The sequence below is a fragment of the Gorillibacterium sp. CAU 1737 genome (genome assembly GCF_039888655.1).
Taxonomy (GTDB): Bacteria; Bacillota; Bacilli; order Paenibacillales; family NBRC-103111; genus Gorillibacterium.
Map to the genome: position 1 here is coordinate 176,115 of NZ_JBDQQO010000004.1, position 17,598 is coordinate 193,712.

General features: G+C 56.1%; 19 protein-coding genes. 16 read left to right on the top strand and 3 right to left on the bottom strand.

The genetic code is table 11. The features are described 5' to 3' along the window. Nucleotides 1-52 precede the first annotated feature (52 nt). The 8 genes from AAFN83_RS10550 to AAFN83_RS10585 all read left to right on the top strand — a co-directional run bounded on the left by AAFN83_RS10550 (nucleotide 53) and on the right by AAFN83_RS10585 (nucleotide 7,327). Nucleotides 53-721 (top strand): tetratricopeptide repeat protein, encoded by a 669-nt coding sequence (locus tag AAFN83_RS10550; RefSeq protein WP_347769027.1) that lies wholly within the window; start codon nucleotides 53-55, stop codon nucleotides 719-721. A 61-nt stretch (nucleotides 722-782) separates the two neighbouring features. Then, the gene (locus tag AAFN83_RS10555; RefSeq protein ID WP_347769029.1) at nucleotides 783-1,457 is read left to right on the top strand and encodes a hypothetical protein; all 675 of its coding nucleotides are present in this window, start codon (nucleotides 783-785) and stop codon (nucleotides 1,455-1,457) included. 142 nt (nucleotides 1,458-1,599) lie between these two features. After that, entirely contained in the window at nucleotides 1,600-2,700 is a 1,101-nt protein-coding gene (locus AAFN83_RS10560; protein WP_347769031.1) for an SPFH domain-containing protein, read from the top strand. Nucleotides 2,701-2,711: 11 nt separating this feature from the next. After that, entirely contained in the window at nucleotides 2,712-3,404 is a 693-nt protein-coding gene (locus AAFN83_RS10565) for a hypothetical protein (RefSeq protein WP_347769032.1), read from the top strand. 186 nt (nucleotides 3,405-3,590) lie between these two features. After that, on the top strand, nucleotides 3,591-4,358 hold the full coding sequence (locus tag AAFN83_RS10570; RefSeq protein WP_347769034.1) for an SDR family NAD(P)-dependent oxidoreductase: 768 nt from the start codon (nucleotides 3,591-3,593) through the stop codon (nucleotides 4,356-4,358). Nucleotides 4,359-4,485: 127 nt separating this feature from the next. Further along, entirely contained in the window at nucleotides 4,486-4,875 is a 390-nt protein-coding gene (locus AAFN83_RS10575) for a hypothetical protein (protein WP_347769036.1), read from the top strand. 287 nt (nucleotides 4,876-5,162) lie between these two features. Further along, a complete protein-coding gene (locus tag AAFN83_RS10580; RefSeq protein ID WP_347769038.1) occupies nucleotides 5,163-6,224 on the top strand; it encodes an LLM class flavin-dependent oxidoreductase in 1,062 nt (353 codons plus the stop codon). Nucleotides 6,225-6,304: 80 nt separating this feature from the next. Beyond that, nucleotides 6,305-7,327 (top strand): SDR family oxidoreductase, encoded by a 1,023-nt coding sequence (locus AAFN83_RS10585; RefSeq protein ID WP_347769040.1) that lies wholly within the window; start codon nucleotides 6,305-6,307, stop codon nucleotides 7,325-7,327. A 201-nt stretch (nucleotides 7,328-7,528) separates the two neighbouring features. Here AAFN83_RS10585 and AAFN83_RS10590 read toward each other — a convergent pair whose 3' ends face one another. Beyond that, nucleotides 7,529-8,080, bottom strand: coding sequence for a helix-turn-helix domain-containing protein (locus tag AAFN83_RS10590; RefSeq protein ID WP_347769042.1), 552 nt, complete (start codon nucleotides 8,078-8,080; stop codon nucleotides 7,529-7,531). Nucleotides 8,081-8,244: 164 nt separating this feature from the next. Here AAFN83_RS10590 and AAFN83_RS10595 point away from each other — a divergent pair, with 164 nt between their 5' ends. The 3 genes from AAFN83_RS10595 (at nucleotide 8,245) to AAFN83_RS10605 (ending at nucleotide 10,134) form a co-directional block, all read left to right on the top strand. After that, nucleotides 8,245-8,628 carry a DoxX family protein gene (locus AAFN83_RS10595; protein ID WP_347769044.1) on the top strand — a complete coding sequence of 128 codons (384 nt, stop codon included), beginning with the start codon at nucleotides 8,245-8,247 and terminating at the stop codon, nucleotides 8,626-8,628. A gap of 6 nt (nucleotides 8,629-8,634) precedes the next feature. Beyond that, complete coding sequence (locus AAFN83_RS10600) at nucleotides 8,635-9,291, top strand: alpha/beta hydrolase (RefSeq protein ID WP_347769046.1); 657 nt, start codon at nucleotides 8,635-8,637, stop codon at nucleotides 9,289-9,291. Between the two features lie 66 nt (nucleotides 9,292-9,357). Continuing rightward, nucleotides 9,358-10,134: a DODA-type extradiol aromatic ring-opening family dioxygenase gene (locus AAFN83_RS10605; protein ID WP_347769048.1), complete on the top strand. Its 777-nt coding sequence runs from the start codon at nucleotides 9,358-9,360 to the stop codon at nucleotides 10,132-10,134. A gap of 122 nt (nucleotides 10,135-10,256) precedes the next feature. Here the strand turns inward: AAFN83_RS10605 and AAFN83_RS10610 are convergent, their stop codons facing one another. Next, the gene (locus tag AAFN83_RS10610) at nucleotides 10,257-10,946 is read right to left on the bottom strand and encodes a GNAT family N-acetyltransferase (protein WP_347769050.1); all 690 of its coding nucleotides are present in this window, start codon (nucleotides 10,944-10,946) and stop codon (nucleotides 10,257-10,259) included. Nucleotides 10,947-11,131: 185 nt separating this feature from the next. Between AAFN83_RS10610 and AAFN83_RS10615 the strand changes: the two genes are divergently transcribed. From AAFN83_RS10615 to AAFN83_RS10630, 4 genes are all read left to right on the top strand, one after another. Then, nucleotides 11,132-12,397: a stalk domain-containing protein gene (locus AAFN83_RS10615; protein ID WP_347769481.1), complete on the top strand. Its 1,266-nt coding sequence runs from the start codon at nucleotides 11,132-11,134 to the stop codon at nucleotides 12,395-12,397. Nucleotides 12,398-12,473: 76 nt separating this feature from the next. After that, complete coding sequence (locus AAFN83_RS10620) at nucleotides 12,474-13,436, top strand: nucleoside hydrolase (RefSeq protein WP_347769052.1); 963 nt, start codon at nucleotides 12,474-12,476, stop codon at nucleotides 13,434-13,436. Between the two features lie 204 nt (nucleotides 13,437-13,640). Beyond that, the gene (locus tag AAFN83_RS10625) at nucleotides 13,641-14,192 is read left to right on the top strand and encodes a PadR family transcriptional regulator (RefSeq protein ID WP_347769054.1); all 552 of its coding nucleotides are present in this window, start codon (nucleotides 13,641-13,643) and stop codon (nucleotides 14,190-14,192) included. Then, nucleotides 14,189-14,977 carry a CPBP family intramembrane glutamic endopeptidase gene (locus AAFN83_RS10630; RefSeq protein WP_347769056.1) on the top strand — a complete coding sequence of 263 codons (789 nt, stop codon included), beginning with the start codon at nucleotides 14,189-14,191 and terminating at the stop codon, nucleotides 14,975-14,977. The genes AAFN83_RS10625 and AAFN83_RS10630 overlap by 4 nt, the downstream gene beginning before the upstream one ends. Nucleotides 14,978-15,158: 181 nt before the next feature. Here the strand turns inward: AAFN83_RS10630 and thrC are convergent, their stop codons facing one another. Next, nucleotides 15,159-16,547: a threonine synthase gene (thrC, locus tag AAFN83_RS10635; RefSeq protein WP_347769058.1), complete on the bottom strand. Its 1,389-nt coding sequence runs from the start codon at nucleotides 16,545-16,547 to the stop codon at nucleotides 15,159-15,161. 278 nt (nucleotides 16,548-16,825) lie between these two features. Here thrC and AAFN83_RS10640 point away from each other — a divergent pair, with 278 nt between their 5' ends. Beyond that, nucleotides 16,826-17,476 carry a hypothetical protein gene (locus tag AAFN83_RS10640; RefSeq protein ID WP_347769060.1) on the top strand — a complete coding sequence of 217 codons (651 nt, stop codon included), beginning with the start codon at nucleotides 16,826-16,828 and terminating at the stop codon, nucleotides 17,474-17,476. Nucleotides 17,477-17,598: the final 122 nt, after the last annotated feature.

A 17,598-nucleotide genomic window follows, 5' to 3' on the forward strand; every position in this document is an offset into this window, starting at 1 on the left:
CCAAAATCTTCTTGACTTTGCGGAAAAAAGTCCCAAAATAAAGGAGGGTTTTGTGGAAGCCTATCGAATTTTCTTAGTGATGGAGATATATAGAAAAGGATATTATAACGACCTTGGAGGAATCATGACCCAGTACCAAGTATTAGATTTGAAGTGTGCCGGCTGCGGTGAACCCGTATCCACTGCACAGGAATCTTGCAAATATTGTGGACGACCCGTGATGATCACCAGCTTCACCAGTGTGTATAGCATGTCCGCTCAGGACATGAAGGGCTACATTCGCACTTATACCGAAACTTTGCGAAGTCACCCGCAGGACGCAGCACTACATTCCTCCATGGGCATGTGCTACCTGAAAACCCAGCTATATGACAAGGCGCTCGAATGCTTTGAGAGGGCAATCGAGAGTGATTTTGATCAGTCGGAAACCTATTTCTATGCAGCTGTATCTCTTCTGAATGGGAAGAAGGCTTTTCTCGCTCAGAAGGCAACCATTGAAAAGGCCATGAAGTATGTTCAGGCCGCGCTTCAGATCGAGAATAGGGGAGTCTACCATTACTTCCATGCCTATTTAAAATATGATTTCTTCGAGCGCAAGTTCCTGAACATCAAGCCTCCTTACCAAGAGGAACTGGAACAAGCCAAGCAAAATCACGTCTCGCCTGAAGACATTCGCATTCTGTTTGAAGTGCTGAATGTGGATAAACCGGCAGCACTATAAGCAGAGCTACATGCGCCACGAAGCTTTGATTATATGGATATCATTTAGGAGGAAATGAAAGATGGATTACAAGAAAAACAGAAAGTACTTTAAGCCGATTTCCTATAAGCTAGGGATCATTCTCATCCTAGTCGGTCTCTTCTTCTGGATCGGTAATGTGAATGCGGGAATCGTGATCCTTCTTGCGGGAGTGGCCCATCTAGCCTGGCAATTCTATGGTCGCCCGAGTGATGCGAAATTGGATGAACTCTGCAAAGAGACAGGCAAAAAAGCCCTGCAACGGGGACTTGCTAAGATGGGACTAGATGAAGAGCAGGTAAATCTGATTGAACCTATTCTTGTAGACGGGTTCTACTTTGAGCCCATTTCTCATAAACCTAATCTCGTCATTCAGGGCAGGGATGGACAATGGAGAAGCTCGAATTATGAAGCAACTGTGTTTTACTTCAGCGAAAATCAAGTTCATGCCTTCACCCATCAATTTTCACTGATTGATCCAGATATGGTAGATAGTACGGACGAGTATTTTTACAAGGATGTTGTTTCCGTGGCCACGGCCTCCGGTTCCATTACCCAAAAAGACAAGAAGGGTAACGATATTGGGATTACGGTGGAATGTTTCAAACTGACGACGTCTGGTGGGAATTCCATTTCCTGCGCTGTTTCGGATGCCGCCGGTGCAGAACGCTCCATTCAAGGGATGCGCCAGCTCCTTCGTGACAAGAAAAGCGCGTAATCGGTAATGAACCATCCAGCATGACAGCGGGTCAATAATCATGCTGAACCGTGACGATAATGACAGGAACAGCCTGTTCGGAATTCATTGTGGCGGTGGATTTCGGGATAGGCTGTTTTCTTTATGAACTCGGGAGGTACTCATGGAATTATTTAGCGTGATCAAGAATGACAGTCCCGGCGACACCTTGGTCTGGAAGTTCTCCGGAGAGGACTTCTATACAGGCTCTGAGCTGATTGTAGGTGAAGCCGAGGAAGCATTGTTTTTCAAGGACGGCGTAGTGGAGCAGGTGTTCAGCGGAGGGAAGTTCACCCTAAGCACGAACAACTACCCGGTGATCAGCAGCTTTCGTAACTTCTTCTCCGGCGGGGTAAGCGCGTTTTCCTGTAAAATCTTCTTTGTTAACAAAGGGCACAACCTCGAGCTCTTCTGGGGGACAGACAGTCCGATCCAGATCCGCGACCCGATCTATAAACTTCAAACGAGCGTGCAGGCGAGAGGCTCCTATTCCGTTCAGGTGATGGATTCCAAGAAGTTTCTGTTAAAGCTTCTCGGCAATAAGGTTCAATCCTTCGCGCAGCAGGAGCTGAACGGGTACTTCCGTACGGCGTTCCTCCAGACCATCAAGGACGGGATCGCTCAGACCATCAAGGAGTCGGGTCGAGAAATCCTGGACATGTGTACGGAGAAGACGAAAGTTGCCGAAAGCTTGCACCCGCTGTTGAGCGAGATTGTGGACGAGTACGGGCTCCGCCTTGTGAACTTCTACGTTAGCGCGATCGACATTCCGGAGAATGATTCCAGCCGGGCCAAGTTGGAAGAGGCCTATGCGAACAAGGCCGTCTTGGATGTGCTGGGACAAGACTGGGCGCGTCTTCAGTCGGCATCCATCATCCGAGACTTGGCCAATAACGAGGGTGCGGGAGGCATCGCGGCTGCAGGCGCTGGGCTGGGTATGGGGATTGCGGCTGGCGGGCTGTTCGGGGAACTCTCTCAGCAGATGACTTCGCCGATGATGGCTCGACCTGAGCCTGCTGCGCCCGCTCCGAGTCCTTCCGTCCCAGCCTCTGCTCCCACAGAGAAGGAATGTCCCTCTTGCCATAGCGGAAACGCACTGAATGCAAAATTTTGCAACGAATGCGGGGAGCGGCTTGTTCCTGAAACCAGGAGCTGCCCGACCTGCCATACGATATTGCCGGGGACGGCCAAGTTCTGTAATGAATGCGGCACTCGAATGAACTGAGGTGAGGCTCGATGAATAAGAAGCAAAACCAGCTGTGGCTCGCGTTTTTCCTCGTTTTTGTCGTGGTCTTCAACACAATCGTCTTCCTGGTTCGCACAGAATATACATCCGCCTTCTGGGTTTCCTATGCGGCGATTCATGTGGCGTACTTCCTCTTCTTCTTATCCAGCTCTTCCTTGCCAAAGGTGAAGAACGCCCTTGTGTTTGGATATCCGCTAGTCGCATTGTCTGCTGCCTACTTTGTTTGCTCGTTTCTGGTTGGCATGGCATTCATGTATTGGGACGAGGCTACGTTTAACGCATCCTTCATTCCGCAGCTGATATTGGCAGCGATATACGCCTTATTAGTCATTCCTCAGCTATTCTTTACCGAGGCTTCAATTGCAAGGCAGCAAGAAAACCGGACTTCTGTTGACTATATCCGTATGCATGCCCAAGAGATCCTTGCTTTGATGAACCAGGTGAAGGAGCGTGCGTTTCAGAAGAAGCTGGAAAAGGTGTACGATGCCTTTCAAAGCAGTCAACTCAAAACCCACCCGTCACTGTTCGGCGTGGAAGACGCTATCGCTCAGTCGGTCCAGAGGCTGAAAGAGACCATCCGTGAGGAAGGCTATCAGGAGGCGGAACGGCAGATCGAGGACCTTCTGGCCCTCATTGCCGAAAGAAATGCCAAGCTCTCCATGGTGTTGCTTCGCGCAGAGTGAGCCTCAGCGGATATCAGGCACCCTGAAAAGGGTGTCTTTTTCGTGGGGGGACGTCAGGGATTACCCTTTTATAAGGATCTCTCGGTACTGCTCTTCTCATTTGACGACTGGAAAAAGCAGGGATATGATGAAGGCAATTACCGCCTGTCTGCGCTAAAATGGCGGGCAGAGCGCAGGAGAGGACCGATGAAGATGGCCAAGACGGCAGTGATCACCGGTGCCACAAGCGGGCTCGGGCTAGAGTTTGTCAAGCTGCTTGCCCAGGACGGATATTCCCTCGTTCTGGTTGGCCGCAGCGAGGAAAAGCTGAAGGCGGTTCGGGAGAACGGGTATGCGGTGGATATTCAGACGATCGCCCAGGACTTGAGTCTCCCTGGAGCAGCCCGGCGTGTTGCGGATGAGCTTGAGCGAATGGGGATCGTTCCGGATATTCTCATCAACAATGCCGGATTCGGATTGATGGGCGTATTTGACGAGCTCAGCCTGGAGGAACAGCGGCAGATGATTCAGGTCAACATCGGAGCGCTGACGGAATTAACGTATCTTTTGCTGCCGGGAATGAAGGGGCACCGGAACGGACGCATCCTCAATGTGGCGAGTATCGCAGCGTACCTGCCGGGGCCGTATATGGCGGTTTATTATGCTTCAAAAGCGTACGTGCTCTCCTTCTCGGAAGCGTTGGATGAGGAGCTGTTGGGAACGGGCGTCCGAGTGACCGCGGTCTGTCCCGGTCCGACGAGAACGAACTTTGAATCCACTGCGCAAGCGACCGGTACTCGGATGTTTGATCGAGCCATGGAGGCGGACGAGGTGGCGAGAATCGGGTATGTGGGGATGAAGCGGGGCAAGCGAGTGGTGATTACCGGCGGCATGAATCGATTTGGCATTTTCGCAACCCGGTTTGTGTCGAGAGGCTTCCTTGCCAAGCTTCCCAAGCTGCTCGCCCGCAAATAACCTTGTGTGCAAAAGAAAACGATCGGCAGCAAACGAGAATCGCACTTGCCAATGTGCTGGTTTGGAGTAAAATGGATATAGAACATATGTTCTTGTTCAAACCATGCGCTATTGGGAGTGATCAGTCTTGGCTGCATACGATGGCATCATCATTGGACAATCATTGAAAAACCCCGCTCTCCTCAAGCAATGGAACATCCTCACACAGAAGCAGCAGGGCGGATGGACCTTCTTGTGGGTGTCGGTTCCGGAGGGTGAGTTTGGAGATCGAATCGCCGATCTTCAGAAGAGCATGATTCCGATGGAAGAGGATTGCTGGTACAACCATTTCTTCCAAGACGACACCCTGTTTGTCGTTTATCAAGATGCGGTATTTCGGACGACAACGAACCCGCAAGACTGGACGGAAGTGGTGGAATACGGATTGCGGCATGGGGTTCCAACGGAGCAGCTCGATTTTAACCCGTGCACCCGGGATGGAGCGGCTCGCTTGTTTGGAGACAAGGGCAGGGATTAGTGGAGCGGGCCGAATGGCAGACAACACAGATTGAACGGATGATGCAGAAAGGGCAGCGAACCAATCGCCGCTCTTTTTTATTTTCCGGTCACGGAAGGACCCGTTTCATTTGGTATTCATCCGGGCAGCGGGTAAACTGGAGGGGAGAGGGAGGCGCAATGCCGCCATTCCCGCAGCAAACGTTCGAACCGGCAGGTCCACACGGAGAGACCTGGCAGCTCATCAAATTCCACAATGGAGTTGATGAGCTCCTAGCCGCTCGAACCCATCGGAGGAGGAAAAGGCACATGGAAATCGGCATCAGTACGTTTGTGGAAACCTCCCCTGACGTAAAAACCGGAGAGGTGATGAGCCACGCCCAGCGGATTCGGGAAGTGGTGGAGGAGATTGTTTTGGCCGACCAAGTCGGGCTGGACGTCTACGGAGTCGGGGAGCACCACCGCGAGGATTACGCAGCATCCTCGCCGGCTGTTATCCTGGCGGCCGCGGCAACCCAGACGAACCGCATTCGGCTTACGAGCGCCGTGACGGTGCTGTCTTCTGTCGATCCGGTGCGGGTGTTTCAGGATTTTGCCACGCTGGACGGCTTGTCGAACGGCCGGGCGGAGATCATGGCCGGGCGCGGCTCCTTCATCGAGTCCTTCCCGCTGTTTGGCTATGACTTAAACGATTATGATGAGTTGTTTGAGGAAAATCTGGAGCTTCTGCTCAAGCTGCGCGAGTCGGAAAAGGTTACATGGAAAGGCGGCCACCGGCCGGCCATTCCCAACCTCGGCATCTACCCGCGCCCGGTGCAAAACCCGCTGCCGGTGTGGATCGGCAGCGGCGGTAACCCGGAATCGGCCGTTCGCGCCGGGGTGCTGGGGCTGCCGCTCGTGCTCGCGATCATCGGCGGAAGCCCGCTGCAGTTCGCTCCGCTCGTGCGGCTGTACAAGCAGGCTGCGACGAAGGCCGGGCACGACGCCGCCAAGCTGCCCGTTGCGTCGCATTCGCACGGGTTCCTCGCGCGGGACAACGATACAGCGGCGGACAAGTTCTTCCCGTCGACGCAGGACCGGATGAACCACATCGGCCGCGAGCGCGGCTGGGGACCGTACACCCGTGCGACCTTCGATGCGGCACGGCGCCCGGAGGGAGCGCTTTATGTAGGGGACCCGGACACGGTCGCCGAGAAGATCATCAGCCTGCGCAAGCAGGTCGGGATCACCCGCTTCATGCTGCACATGCCGCTCGGCACGATGCCGCATGAGGATGTGATGGCCGGCATTGAGCTGCTCGGCAAGGAAGTAGCGCCGCGGGTGCGCGAGGAGATCGCCCGCTGGGAAGCGGCGGGAGGCGGGCAGGCGTAAGCCTACCGATTCTGAGCAACCGTGTATGTTCATGTGTGGGAGAACCACGGAAGATAACGATGGATTCGGAGGGAGATCTCATGAAAGCTTTATTTATTGGAGGAACCGGAACGATCAGCAACTCCATTACCCAGCAGTTGGCCGCAGATCCAAACTGGGAGCTGGTGCTCCTGAATCGGGGGAGCCGAACGAAGGATATCCCGCCCGGAGTGAGGGTCATTACGGCAGACATTCATCAAGAAGAGGAAGTCGCGGCCCTGCTTGCGGATGAGCGGTTTGATGTGGTAGCCGATTTTATCGCGTTCGAGCCCGCGCACCTGGAGAGGGATTATCGACTTTTTAAAGGAAAGACCAAGCAGTTCTTCTTCATCAGCTCCGCATCGGCCTATCAGAAGCCGTTGTCTGACTACCGCATTACGGAGGGAACCCCGCTCGCGAACCCGTACTGGGCGTATTCTCGCGAGAAGATTGCCTGCGAAGACTACCTCATGAAGCTGTACCGGGAGGAGGGCTTCCCTGTCACGATCATTCGCCCCAGCCACACCTATGCGGAGCGTTCCATTCCGCTTGGCGTCAAGGGGAACCATGGCCCTTGGCAGGTAGCGAAGCGCCTTCTGGAGGGCAAGCCGGTGATCATTCACGGCGATGGAACGGCTCTTTGGACCTTGACGCACAGTCGTGATTTTGCCAAGGGCTTCATCGGTCTCATGGGTAACCTTCACGCCATCGGCGAAGCGGTTCAAATTACCTCGGACGAATCGTTGACCTGGAACCAGATCTACTCCATTCTCGCCGATGCGCTCGGTGTGGAGTTGAAGGCCGTCCACGTCACGTCGGATTTCCTCGCCGATACCTGGGAGGGCGATTTCTATGGCTCCCTGCATGGGGACAAGGCGAACACCGTCGTGTTTGACAACAGCAAGCTGAAGCGGCTCGTACCGGGCTTTATGGCAACAACCCGTGCCGATCAAGGGCTTCGTGAATCGGTTGCCCATTTCCTGGCTCATCCTGAGCTCCAAGAGGAAGACCCGGAGTTCGACGCCTGGTGCGACCGCGTGATCGCCGCGCTTGCTGCTGCAGCCGATGCCGTGCGTGCGCGCTGAGACCCCGGCTTTTGAAGTGAGGGCCCATACTCTCTGGTACTCTGACTCCGTAAGCAAATGAGGAGGGGGCCCCCCCATAACCAAACAGACGCTTTTCCGCTGATCAGGCGGAGAGGCGTCTGTTTTTTTCGCTTATGACGGCATGAATCAGCATCATCATGGGCAATGTTTCAAGTGTATACGGGCAGCAGCCGACGTTTATTAGAGCAGCTTCTGCTCGTTGGGCTCATCCGTGTACACGGCGATCAGCACGAGCGCGGGCTCGTCGCCGATGTTGGTGACCCGGTGCGGAGTGCAGGCATGCCAGCTGAAGGAGTCGCCTTCGGTCAGCTCGAAGCGATCCTCGCCCTGCTCGGCGAGAATGCGGCCCTTCAGCACGAGGTGCACCTCTTCGCCTTCATGGGCGCGCGGCTCCCGCCCGGTTGATTCGCCCGGCTGGCTTTCGGCGATGACCATGCGGACGTGGCGGGTGGAGCCGAGGTGGTAGACTCGGAGCTGGTCGGGGCCGCTAGTCGACTCGGCTCGCTCGTCCTTGCGGGTGACGCTCATGCGCTCGTCCTTCCGCAGCAGCAGATACGGGAGCGGGACCTCCAGCGCTTCCGCGATATTTTCCAGGGTCGAGATCGAAGGGGAGGTCTTGTTTGTCTCCACTTGGCTCATGAACCCTTGCGACAGGCCGGTTTTTTCACACATTTGGGCGATGGTGATGTTTTTGCGTTTGCGAATGGCACGAATCGAGGAACCGATATCCATTCCATTCCCCTCCTTATGAGATGATGGAGAACTCCAAAGATTATAAGTAATAATGAACACAGTTCTATATTAGCAATATTTCTGTTGACAATCCAGTCTTCACGTATTATTTTATAGTTACAAACAAAAATTTAGTATTGCTTATATACGAAAGGAGCTTCTCCATGAAGACAAACGCAGTCACCCCTCTACTCAGAATTATTCTCGGTATCTTATTTTTCGCGCACGGCCTCGACAAATTCAACACAGGCCTCGCTAACGTCGGACAGTGGTTTGAGAGCGTGCAGGTTCCTTCTTTTATGGCTTACGTGGTTGCCCCCATTGAGTTGATTGGCGGGATCCTTCTGGTGCTGGGCCTCTTCACTCGGGTGGTATCGGTCCTCTTCGTCGGAGTCCTCGCCGGTGCGATTGTCACCGTCAAGTTCTCGATGGGACTGCTCGGCGGATATGAGCTGGATCTGGCCTTCCTGGCCATGGCCCTCTTCCTGGTATTTGCGGAGCGCAGCTCGTTCTCTGTCGATCATCTTCTCTTTCGGAACAGGGGGTAACACACAATGAAGCCTCCCTATGAATATCGTGTTCAGCTGCCGGCAGACTATGACCCGGGGAAGAGCTACCCCGTTCTCTTCACTCTCCATGGAAAAGGCTCCAACGAACAAGACCTGCTCTCGCTTATGAGCGCAGCCGGGGATTCCTTCCTCCTCATTGGCATTCGCGGTGACCTTCCCGCGGGGATGGGCTACCAATATTATGAGCTGCAAAGCATCGGCAATCCCGTTCGCAGCCAGTTTGATCAGGCCGTATCGAAGCTTGAGGCGTTCATGGACTGGGCGGAGACGCAATACTCCATTGATCGTTCCCGCCGGTATGTAGCAGGGTTCAGCCAAGGCGCCATTCTGGCGCTTACCCTGGCCCATACACGGGGTGACAAGCTGAAGGGGATTATCGCCTTGAACGGATACGTCCCCGGCTTTGTGAAGACGGACTATCCAGTGGGTCCTCATCCCGAACGTGTATCGGCCTTCGTCTCGCACGGTCAGTTCGATCAAGTGTTCCCTGCTGCGATCGGCGACGAGACGGCTGCTTATATGAAAACCTTAACGGATCACGTCACCTATCGGACCTATCCGTCCGGCCACACGGTGACCGAGGCGAATCGCCGCGATCTTTTGCAATGGCTGGAGCAGGACCGCGTTTCATCCGCTATCTAATTTGCAATCAAGGGGCGCTCATAAAAGTAGCCCTATACTCAACAAAACCAAAAGGAGTGATTTCCCATGATGCCGTCTTTCTTCTTTGCACACGGTGCCCCCTCACTTGTCATTGAAAACCATGAGTATACGCAGTTCTTGAAGCAGCTTGCCTCCCAGCTTCCCGAGAAGCCAAAGGGCATCGTTATCTTCTCCGCCCATTACGAAAGCCTGATGCAGGAAGTGGGGTCGGTGGATACCTATGGTACCATCTATGACTTCTCCGGCTTCCCCGACGAAATGTACCGCATGACTTATCCGGCACCCGGCGACAAGCCGCTGGCAAACCGGGTATCCGAGCTGCTGAGCGGCTCGGGCGTTGCGAGCCGCCTCGATTCGGAGCGCGGGCTCGATCATGGCTCGTGGGCGGTCCTCAAGCTGATCTTCCCGGAAGCCGACATTCCGGTAGTCGCTCTCTCCGTGAACCGACACCTGACGAATCAGCAGCAGTATGAGATCGGCCGTGCGCTGGGCAAGCTTCGGGAGGAGGGCATCCTGATCATCGGCAGCGGGGGCATCGTGCACAACCTGCGCCGCCTCGCTTGGGGATCGGGTCCGGACCACATCGAGACCTGGGCTTCCGAGTTTGACAAGTGGATCGAGGAGCACTTGACCTCGTGGAACACCGAGGAGCTGTTCCGCTATGAGGAGCTGGCGCCGAATGCGCGCATGGCCGTGCCAACGAGCGAGCACTTCATTCCGCTCCTGCTCGCCATGGGCAGCGGGGATTCAAACCGGCAAGCGAAGCTGCTGCACCGGAGCTACCAGCTTGGCAGCCTCAGCCTGACGGCTTGGCAGTTCTGATCATCCGGTAATGCTGCAACCCTATGTGAACAAGAAAAAGAGACCTTGGACGACGGAATCCGTCGCTCAAGGTCTTTTCGTTATGCGGGTAAGCAGGAGGTTTGTGTTGAGCGGGAGGCAGGTTATAGACTCGCCTTATCCCGGCTTACCCATTGCTCTCGTGTAATCGCCATCTTGCAGCCGGTAAAGACAATCGGTCGGCCTTGCCCATCTGTGGCAAAGCTGGCTTCCCGTGTCTCGACGATCTCCATCCCGATGGCGTGAAGAGGGGCGAGCTGCGGCTCGCATTCGAGGGGGTTGCCCGCATAGACGCTCGCGGCGCGAGTGTGTTCAAACGCATAGCGAACGAGGAGCGAGAGTGCTTCGGTATCCAGTCCCTCATTCCAGAAATCGGTGTGCCAGACGTGGCCCAAGTCCACTCCTTGCTCGGGATCAACCGAGTTGAAGGTGATCATTCCAATGAGCCGGAGCTCCCTCTTTAAACAGGCGGCCCACATGGTTTCCTGGGTTGCCAGCCATTCCGTAGCGCCCTTGCAGCCTTGATCATCAGTAGGCCAAGCATGATCATAGTTCTTCATCACAGACTGCTCCCGGTTGCGGGCTAGCTCCATCACAGCCTCGACGTCATCGGGGTGGAACCGACGGATGATGAGCCGATCGGTTTCAAACAGAGCGGGACGGGCTCCTATGCCCTCGTAGACAATCGCACTTTCTTCGGCCATCTCCTTTACTTTTTGCAGGATCCCCGGCAGTTTCTTTGGTGAAAAGCCCCGGGGGAGCTTTTCAATCGACAGCTTGTTGACGAGTCCCATGGCAGAAGTGCCTCCTCTCGTGAATTTCCTTCTCCTCTGCATTCTATCGAAAGGCTCCCGGTGTGTATTGCGATTTTATAACATGTTTTCGAGAAAGAGCACCTTTCTCCCGCGCTCGCTTTTCTCTATATGGTAGACTAGAGGGAAAGCTAGATTCGAACCTTTTGGTAGGGAGATGACGAATGATGAAATGGAAGGGACTGCTGGCATCGTTGCTGGCGGCCGCCGTTGTTCTGCTGCCCTTGTCTTCGGCTGTGCCTGCAGATGCCGCGGCCGGTGCCTCTTCGCCGGGAGCGGTGACGATTCTGCTGGACGGGTACCCGCTGCCTTTTCCGGTTGCCCCCGTTGAGATTCGGGGCACGACGCTCGTGCCGTTCCGCGCCATTGCGGAGGCACTTGGCATTCAGGTTCAATATGATGGAGCGGCAAAGCGCATCACGGCGGTGAAGCAGGAGGGGTCCGGTTCCCGCAAGGTCGTGCTGACCGTTGGAAGCAAACAGGCGCTTGTGGACGGCAAGGTTGTCGCTCTGCCTTTAGCACCGAGTTTGATCAGCGGAACCACCATGATTCCACTTAGCTTCTTCAGCCAGCAGTTCGGAGCGAGCGTCTCCTGGACGCAAAGCACCCGTACGGTCTCGATCGCATCCCCGCCCAAGGACCTCTATACGCTCGCTTTCTATGCGCTGTCCTCCTACGATGAGATTCGCTATCTTCCCAGCTTCGACGAGGTTTCGTTCGGCTGGAGCCGAATCGACCGCACTGGGGAATTCACCACATCCGGCGCAGAATACAACTGGCCGCTGGCGGCGGGAGCGACAACGCCCGAATCCATTGTACAGGGAGCGGCAGCAGGGGGGACCCTGCCTTCCCTGATGGTATACTCCGTGGACGGGCAAAATGAGCTGACCCGAAACCTGGAGGACCCTGCGCTCCAGAGCCGGACCATCCAGGCGATGGTCGATACCGCGGTCCGCAAAGGCTTCGGAGGCATCACCCTCGACCTGGAGGGCTTGGGCTTAAGCGGGGACATCGCCAAGGCGAGAACGGATTACAACGCCTTCGTGAAGGCCCTTTCCGGAAAAGCCAAAGCCGCAGGCCTTCAGCTAACCATCGTAGTACATCCCCTGAACAGTGCCTATTCTGGCTACGATTACAAAACGCTCGCTCAACTGGCGGATCAATTGGTGCTCATGGCTTACAACTACAGCTCGACAAAGGCGCCTGAGCCCCTGGCCAAGGTCGATGAAGCGATTCGGCTCGCCTTGAAGCAAGTCCCGAAGGAGAAGCTGCTCCTCGGGATCTCCTCCAACAGCGAGGACAGCACCAGCATCGGGGTCAAGGTTGGCCTGGCCAAGCGTTACGGGCTGAAGGGGATTGCTCTCTGGCGGATGGGGCTCTTGCAGGCTGATTGGACCGCCCTCAGCAAGACCGTGGTCTGGAAGGCGCAATAGGGTTACTGGATTTTGAAGATGGAACACGCCTGAAGGAATCGAACACCGAATGAATGATGGCAAAGGAGAGAACCCCATGACCCATAACCATAGACTGCTTATCGACGCCGACACCGGGATCGATGATGCCCTAGCCATTCTATACGCCCTGCGCATGCCGGGCGTTCAAGTAGAGGGCATCACGACGGTGTTCGGCAACACGAGTGCGGAGCAGGCGGCGGAGAACACGCTCCGCCTGCTTGAATTTGCCGATCCCGGCTGCTCCATCCCGGTCCTGCTGGGAGCCGATCGACCGCTCCTTCGTCCGCTGCATCCCCATTCTTCCCATGTTCATGGGGAGAATGGACTCGGCGGCGTGGAGCTGCCCCGGGCTCCCCGAAGTGCCGGGCAAGAACCGGCTCCGGACTTCCTTGTGCGCAAGGTGAACGAGAGCCCAGGGGAGCTGACCTTGGTCACGCTCGCAAGCTTCACGAACCTGGCGCTCGCGCTCGAGCTTGACCCGGAGCTTCCGCGCAAGGTGAAGGGCGTCGTCAGCATGGCCGGCACGATTGACGCGCCCGGCAATGTAACCCCGGTGGCGGAGGCCAACGTGTACAAGGACCCCGAGGCAGCGGACCGCGTCCTCACCTCCGGGCTGCCGATCACCTTGGTCGGGCTGGACGTGACCATGCCGGTGCGGCTGTCGAAGGGACATCTTCGCAGCCTTGCGGATCGAGCGAAGCCGGAGGAGGCCGCCCTTGTTCGCTTTATGGCGGAAGCCTCGGAAGCCTACTGGGCGTTCTACGGGCACTCCAACTTCTTCGTCGAGGAGGCGCCCATGCATGACCTGCTCGCCATGCAGGCGGCGCTTTGCCCGGAGCTGTTCACGTTCCAGCACATGCCGCTTCGCGTGGAATGCGGCGGGGCGCTTACGACCGGGATGGTCGTGGCGGACCGCCGCGCAATTCCTCGCGAGGGAACCGGCGTAAACGTCTGCGTCGGCGTTCACGCAGAGCGCGCCATCGGGCAGTTTCTATCCGTGTTTGCACAAGAAGCATAAGCCTGGACGGCAGCTTGGCTATTCGCTGCGGGTTTCCTCAAAAGCCTGGATTATCGTAACGATGATCCAGGCTTTTTTCAATGCAAAAAAGAGGTATTGACACCATGGAAAATCGAGGTATACTTATATCAAGTTGATATATCGAGTTGATATGAATTCGAAGCACACCATAAGCACCGAAAGACTGAAAATCAGGAGGTTCGCATGATCGATGACGTTATCCTAGGCATTCTCATGGAAGGACCGATGAGCGGCTACGACATCAAGCGCACCATTGACCAATCGGTAGGGTTTTTCTACTCCGCCAGCTTCGGCAGTCTCTATCCGGCACTGAAGCGGCTTGACGAGCAGAAGCTTATTGAAGGAGAGGAGACCGGGAGCAGCAAGAACAAGAAGCTGTATACGCTTCGGCCCGAGGGAAGAGACCGCTTCCTAGCCTGGCTTGCCGAGCCGCTTACCCGGGCACGCAATGAGCATATGTTAAAAATCTTTTTTTACGATTACTTGAATGCCGAGCTTCGTCGGGGCCGCCTGCAGTCCTTTTCCGGCCAGCTTCAAGGAGAGCTTCATCACCTGAGAGCCGTACAGGAGATCGTGGATCGGGAGACGGAGGAGCTTGAAGACCCCGGGGCTTATGCTCATCGCCTCTCCGTCCTCACGTACGGCCTTCGCTCGCTGGAGACCGTGCTGAACTGGGTTCAAGACCTGCAACAACTACCTGTTAATCAACCATCGAAAGGAACGGATGAATCATGACCATGACCGCCGCACCCCAAGTATCGACCACGACTAAGCTGAGCTTTACCCGCAAGCACCCTGTTCTCACCATTGTACTCATCGAAATCGTGCTGTTTCTCGCTCTTTTCTCTGCCGGTGCTTACCTGACCATGAGTGAAAAGACCGACCAGTCCCCCGTTCCTTACGCCTTCGCTCCGATCGCCGTCGGGCTCGCTGTCTACCTGCTTAGCGGAGGGCGCTGGCGCCGGTATGGGTTCCGCAGCATGGCCGGTGTTTCTCGTCGCGAGCTGGTCTTCTACCTTCCGCTTGTCGTCGATGTGCTGGTGGTGCTGACGAACGGCATCGTGAATGGCTTTCAATCCATGTCTCCTGCCAAGCTCGGATCACTCCTGCTCCTGGCGCTGCTCGTGGCCTTCGTGGAAGAGACGATCTATCGCGGGCTGATGGTGAACCTGCTGCTCGTGAAGGGCGCACGCACCGCCGTACTGGTATCGAGCTTGCTGTTCTCGCTTACCCACCTTATGAATCTCGTGGGCGGTCAAGACCTTATCGCTACTCTGCTGCAGCTGTTCTACGCCCTGCTCGTCGGCCTGACACTCTCGCTTCTCTTCATCAAGCATGGCAGCCTGCTGCCGCTCATGGCCTTCCACTTCCTGCACAACTTCTCGCAGTTCCTTGTGTCTGAGTCTGCTTCCGTCGTCTTTGACAGCCTCGTCGTAGCCGCCTTGCTCTTTTCGACGGTTTGGCTGATCCGGGATATTCGCCGCAACGGTTCGGCGTCCACACCTCATACCCAAAGATAAGGACATCGGGGGAGTTTGTCACTCATTCAATGCCCCTGCCAACCCGAATCACCACACCCAAAAAGCCTCCGCATCTCTTGTTCAGCAAGAGAAACGGAGGCTTTTGCATGGGCAAACTTTGAGAGCGAGAGCGTGTCTTCAAGCCCATGGATCGGCCTGGATTCGGGTTTGAAGACGCGCTTTAGAAGAAGCGGAGAAGCTCATCCTTCACCGCATCGGCGGAGCCTTCGACGCGCGTCGCGTGCTGCGGCTTCTCGAACAGGGCGGCGATGGGGGCCGGGAACGTTTGACGAATGTTCACGAGCTGAATGGACTCGTCGAACTTCGCCGGGTGAGCGGTGGCGAGCGTGACCGTCAGCTCGCCTGAGGCGGCGATCCGGCCGCCTGCTGCAACCCCGCAGGCGGTGTGAGGATCGAGCAGATAGCCGGTGTCGGCGTGGCAGACGCGGATCGCCTCCAGGCATTCGGCGTTCTTGACGCCGTAAGCGGCAAAGTCCGCTTGCACGGCCTCGCGGACATCGCTCGCTACGACGATGCGACCGCTCTTGCTCAGCTCGGCCATCTGGGCGGCCGTCTTTGCAGCATCCTCGCCGTTCTGATAGTAGAGGTAGCGTTCGAAGTTGCTCGCGACCTGAATGTCCATCGAGGGGCTGTACGTGCTGCGGAATTCGCCCGGCTCGTAGATGCCCTCGTGCACAAAGCGCTCGAGAATGTTGTTCTCGTTCGTCGCCAGGATGAGACGGCCGATCGGCAGGCCCATCCGGCGGGCCAGGTAGCCGGCAAAGATGTCGCCGAAGTTGCCCGTCGGAACGCTGAAGTTCGGAAGGCGCGATTCTCCGTCCTTGGCGAGCTTCAGCGCGGCATAGAAGTAGTAAACCGTTTGGGCGAGCAGCCGGGCGATGTTGATCGAGTTGATCGCACGCAGGTGATACTCCTTCTTGAACGAGACGTCCGCAAACAGCTCCTTGATGATGCGCTGGCAATCGTCAAAGGTTCCTTCTACGGCAAGGTTCTGCACATTGGCATCGGAGACGGTCGTCATCTGCAGTTCTTGCACGCGGCTGACCTTGCCCGCCGGATGGAGGATGCAGATGCGGATGCCCTCCTTGCCGCGCACGCCTTCGATGGCCGATGCGCCGGTATCCCCTGAGGTGGCCCCGAGAATATGAATCACCGAGCCGGTCTTTTGCGAGATGTAGGCGTAGAGCTGCCCGAGGAATTGCAGGGCCACATCCTTGAAGGCAAAGGTGGGTCCGTGGAACAGCTCCAGCACGGCCCGCTCCGGCGATAACCGCTTCACCGGCGTGACCTCGGGATCGCGGAAGGTCGTATAGCTGGCTTGGATCAATTCGGCGAGCTCGTCCCGCGGAATTTCATCCCCGATAAACAGGGAGAGAACCTCCAAGGCGAGCTCGGGATAAGTCAGCTCTCTCCATTTGGTCAGCGTGTCGGCGTCTACCTGTGGAATGGATTCCGGGATGAGCAGCCCGCCGTCGTCGGCGAGGCCCATCAGAACGGCATCGATGAAGCCGATTCCCGCGACCTGACCTCGCGTGCTTTTGTACTTCATGCCTCATGGCCCCCTAGAGCGTAAGTTAATTTTCATCATTGTAGCAGAAAGTATCTGTGGCGGGTACCCTTTCGGATCGACAAATTTTAGGACTTTAACGCGAAAGAAGATCGGACCGGTAGAAGGGAGGAGTTCCGCTTCCCGGAAGGGGGGGAGGTCTACTTATGGAAGCGCGTTGAAGCGTGCAACAAAAGGAGTGGAGACCTCGTCAGTGAATTCGAAGTCAGATCCAGCATTTCCCTACAAGGAAGGATTTCCTTACAGGAAGGATGTCGACAATGAAACGCACGTTGAAAAGCGGTTTGGCGGTTCTCTTCTTACTGGTTGCCGTGGCGGCAGGAAGCGCCCTCGCGGCTTCGGACAAAGATTCCCAAAAGGTGGAGGTCGATACCGGGGTCATCACCTCTATTATTAAGACGGACAAGCAGTCGACCGTTCAAATCCTAGGAATTGATCAAGATGGACTAGTCCTGAATCTGAGCGACGATGCTGTGTACCAGCTGGCCGATGGGACCAAGCTGAGCTTGGACGACCTCCAAATCGGCATGACCGTGGAAGCGGAGCACGCGCCTATGATGACCCTGAGCTTGCCTCCGCAAGCGCTGACCTATAAAATCACCGTGCTGAACAAAGCCGCGTTCTCCGATGTGCGGGGTACTGCCGGTCAAATTGATGAGGTGCGTCATGCGGAGGATGGGACACTCCAGCTTCTGATCAAGGGAAGCGGGCTGGCAGAGGCCTCGCCCGACGAGGTGGTGCTTCGGGTGACCGATGAAACCATGGTCGTGAGCCCGAGCGGCCACGCCATTCACGGGAGTAACCTGGAGCTCGGTGCAGAGGTGATCGCTTTCTACAGCCAGATGCTCACGAAGAGCTTGCCGCCGATCGGCACGGCATGGAAGCTTTCCGTATCCTTACAGGTTGAATGATAGGTGATGGAGGTTCTCCCTCCTTCGGGGTCTCCGTTTCAACGACTGCACAAGAAAGGCGCCCTCCTTCCCACGGAGTTCCGCGGGGAGAAAGGCGCCTTTTCATTAGACGGTTAGAAAAA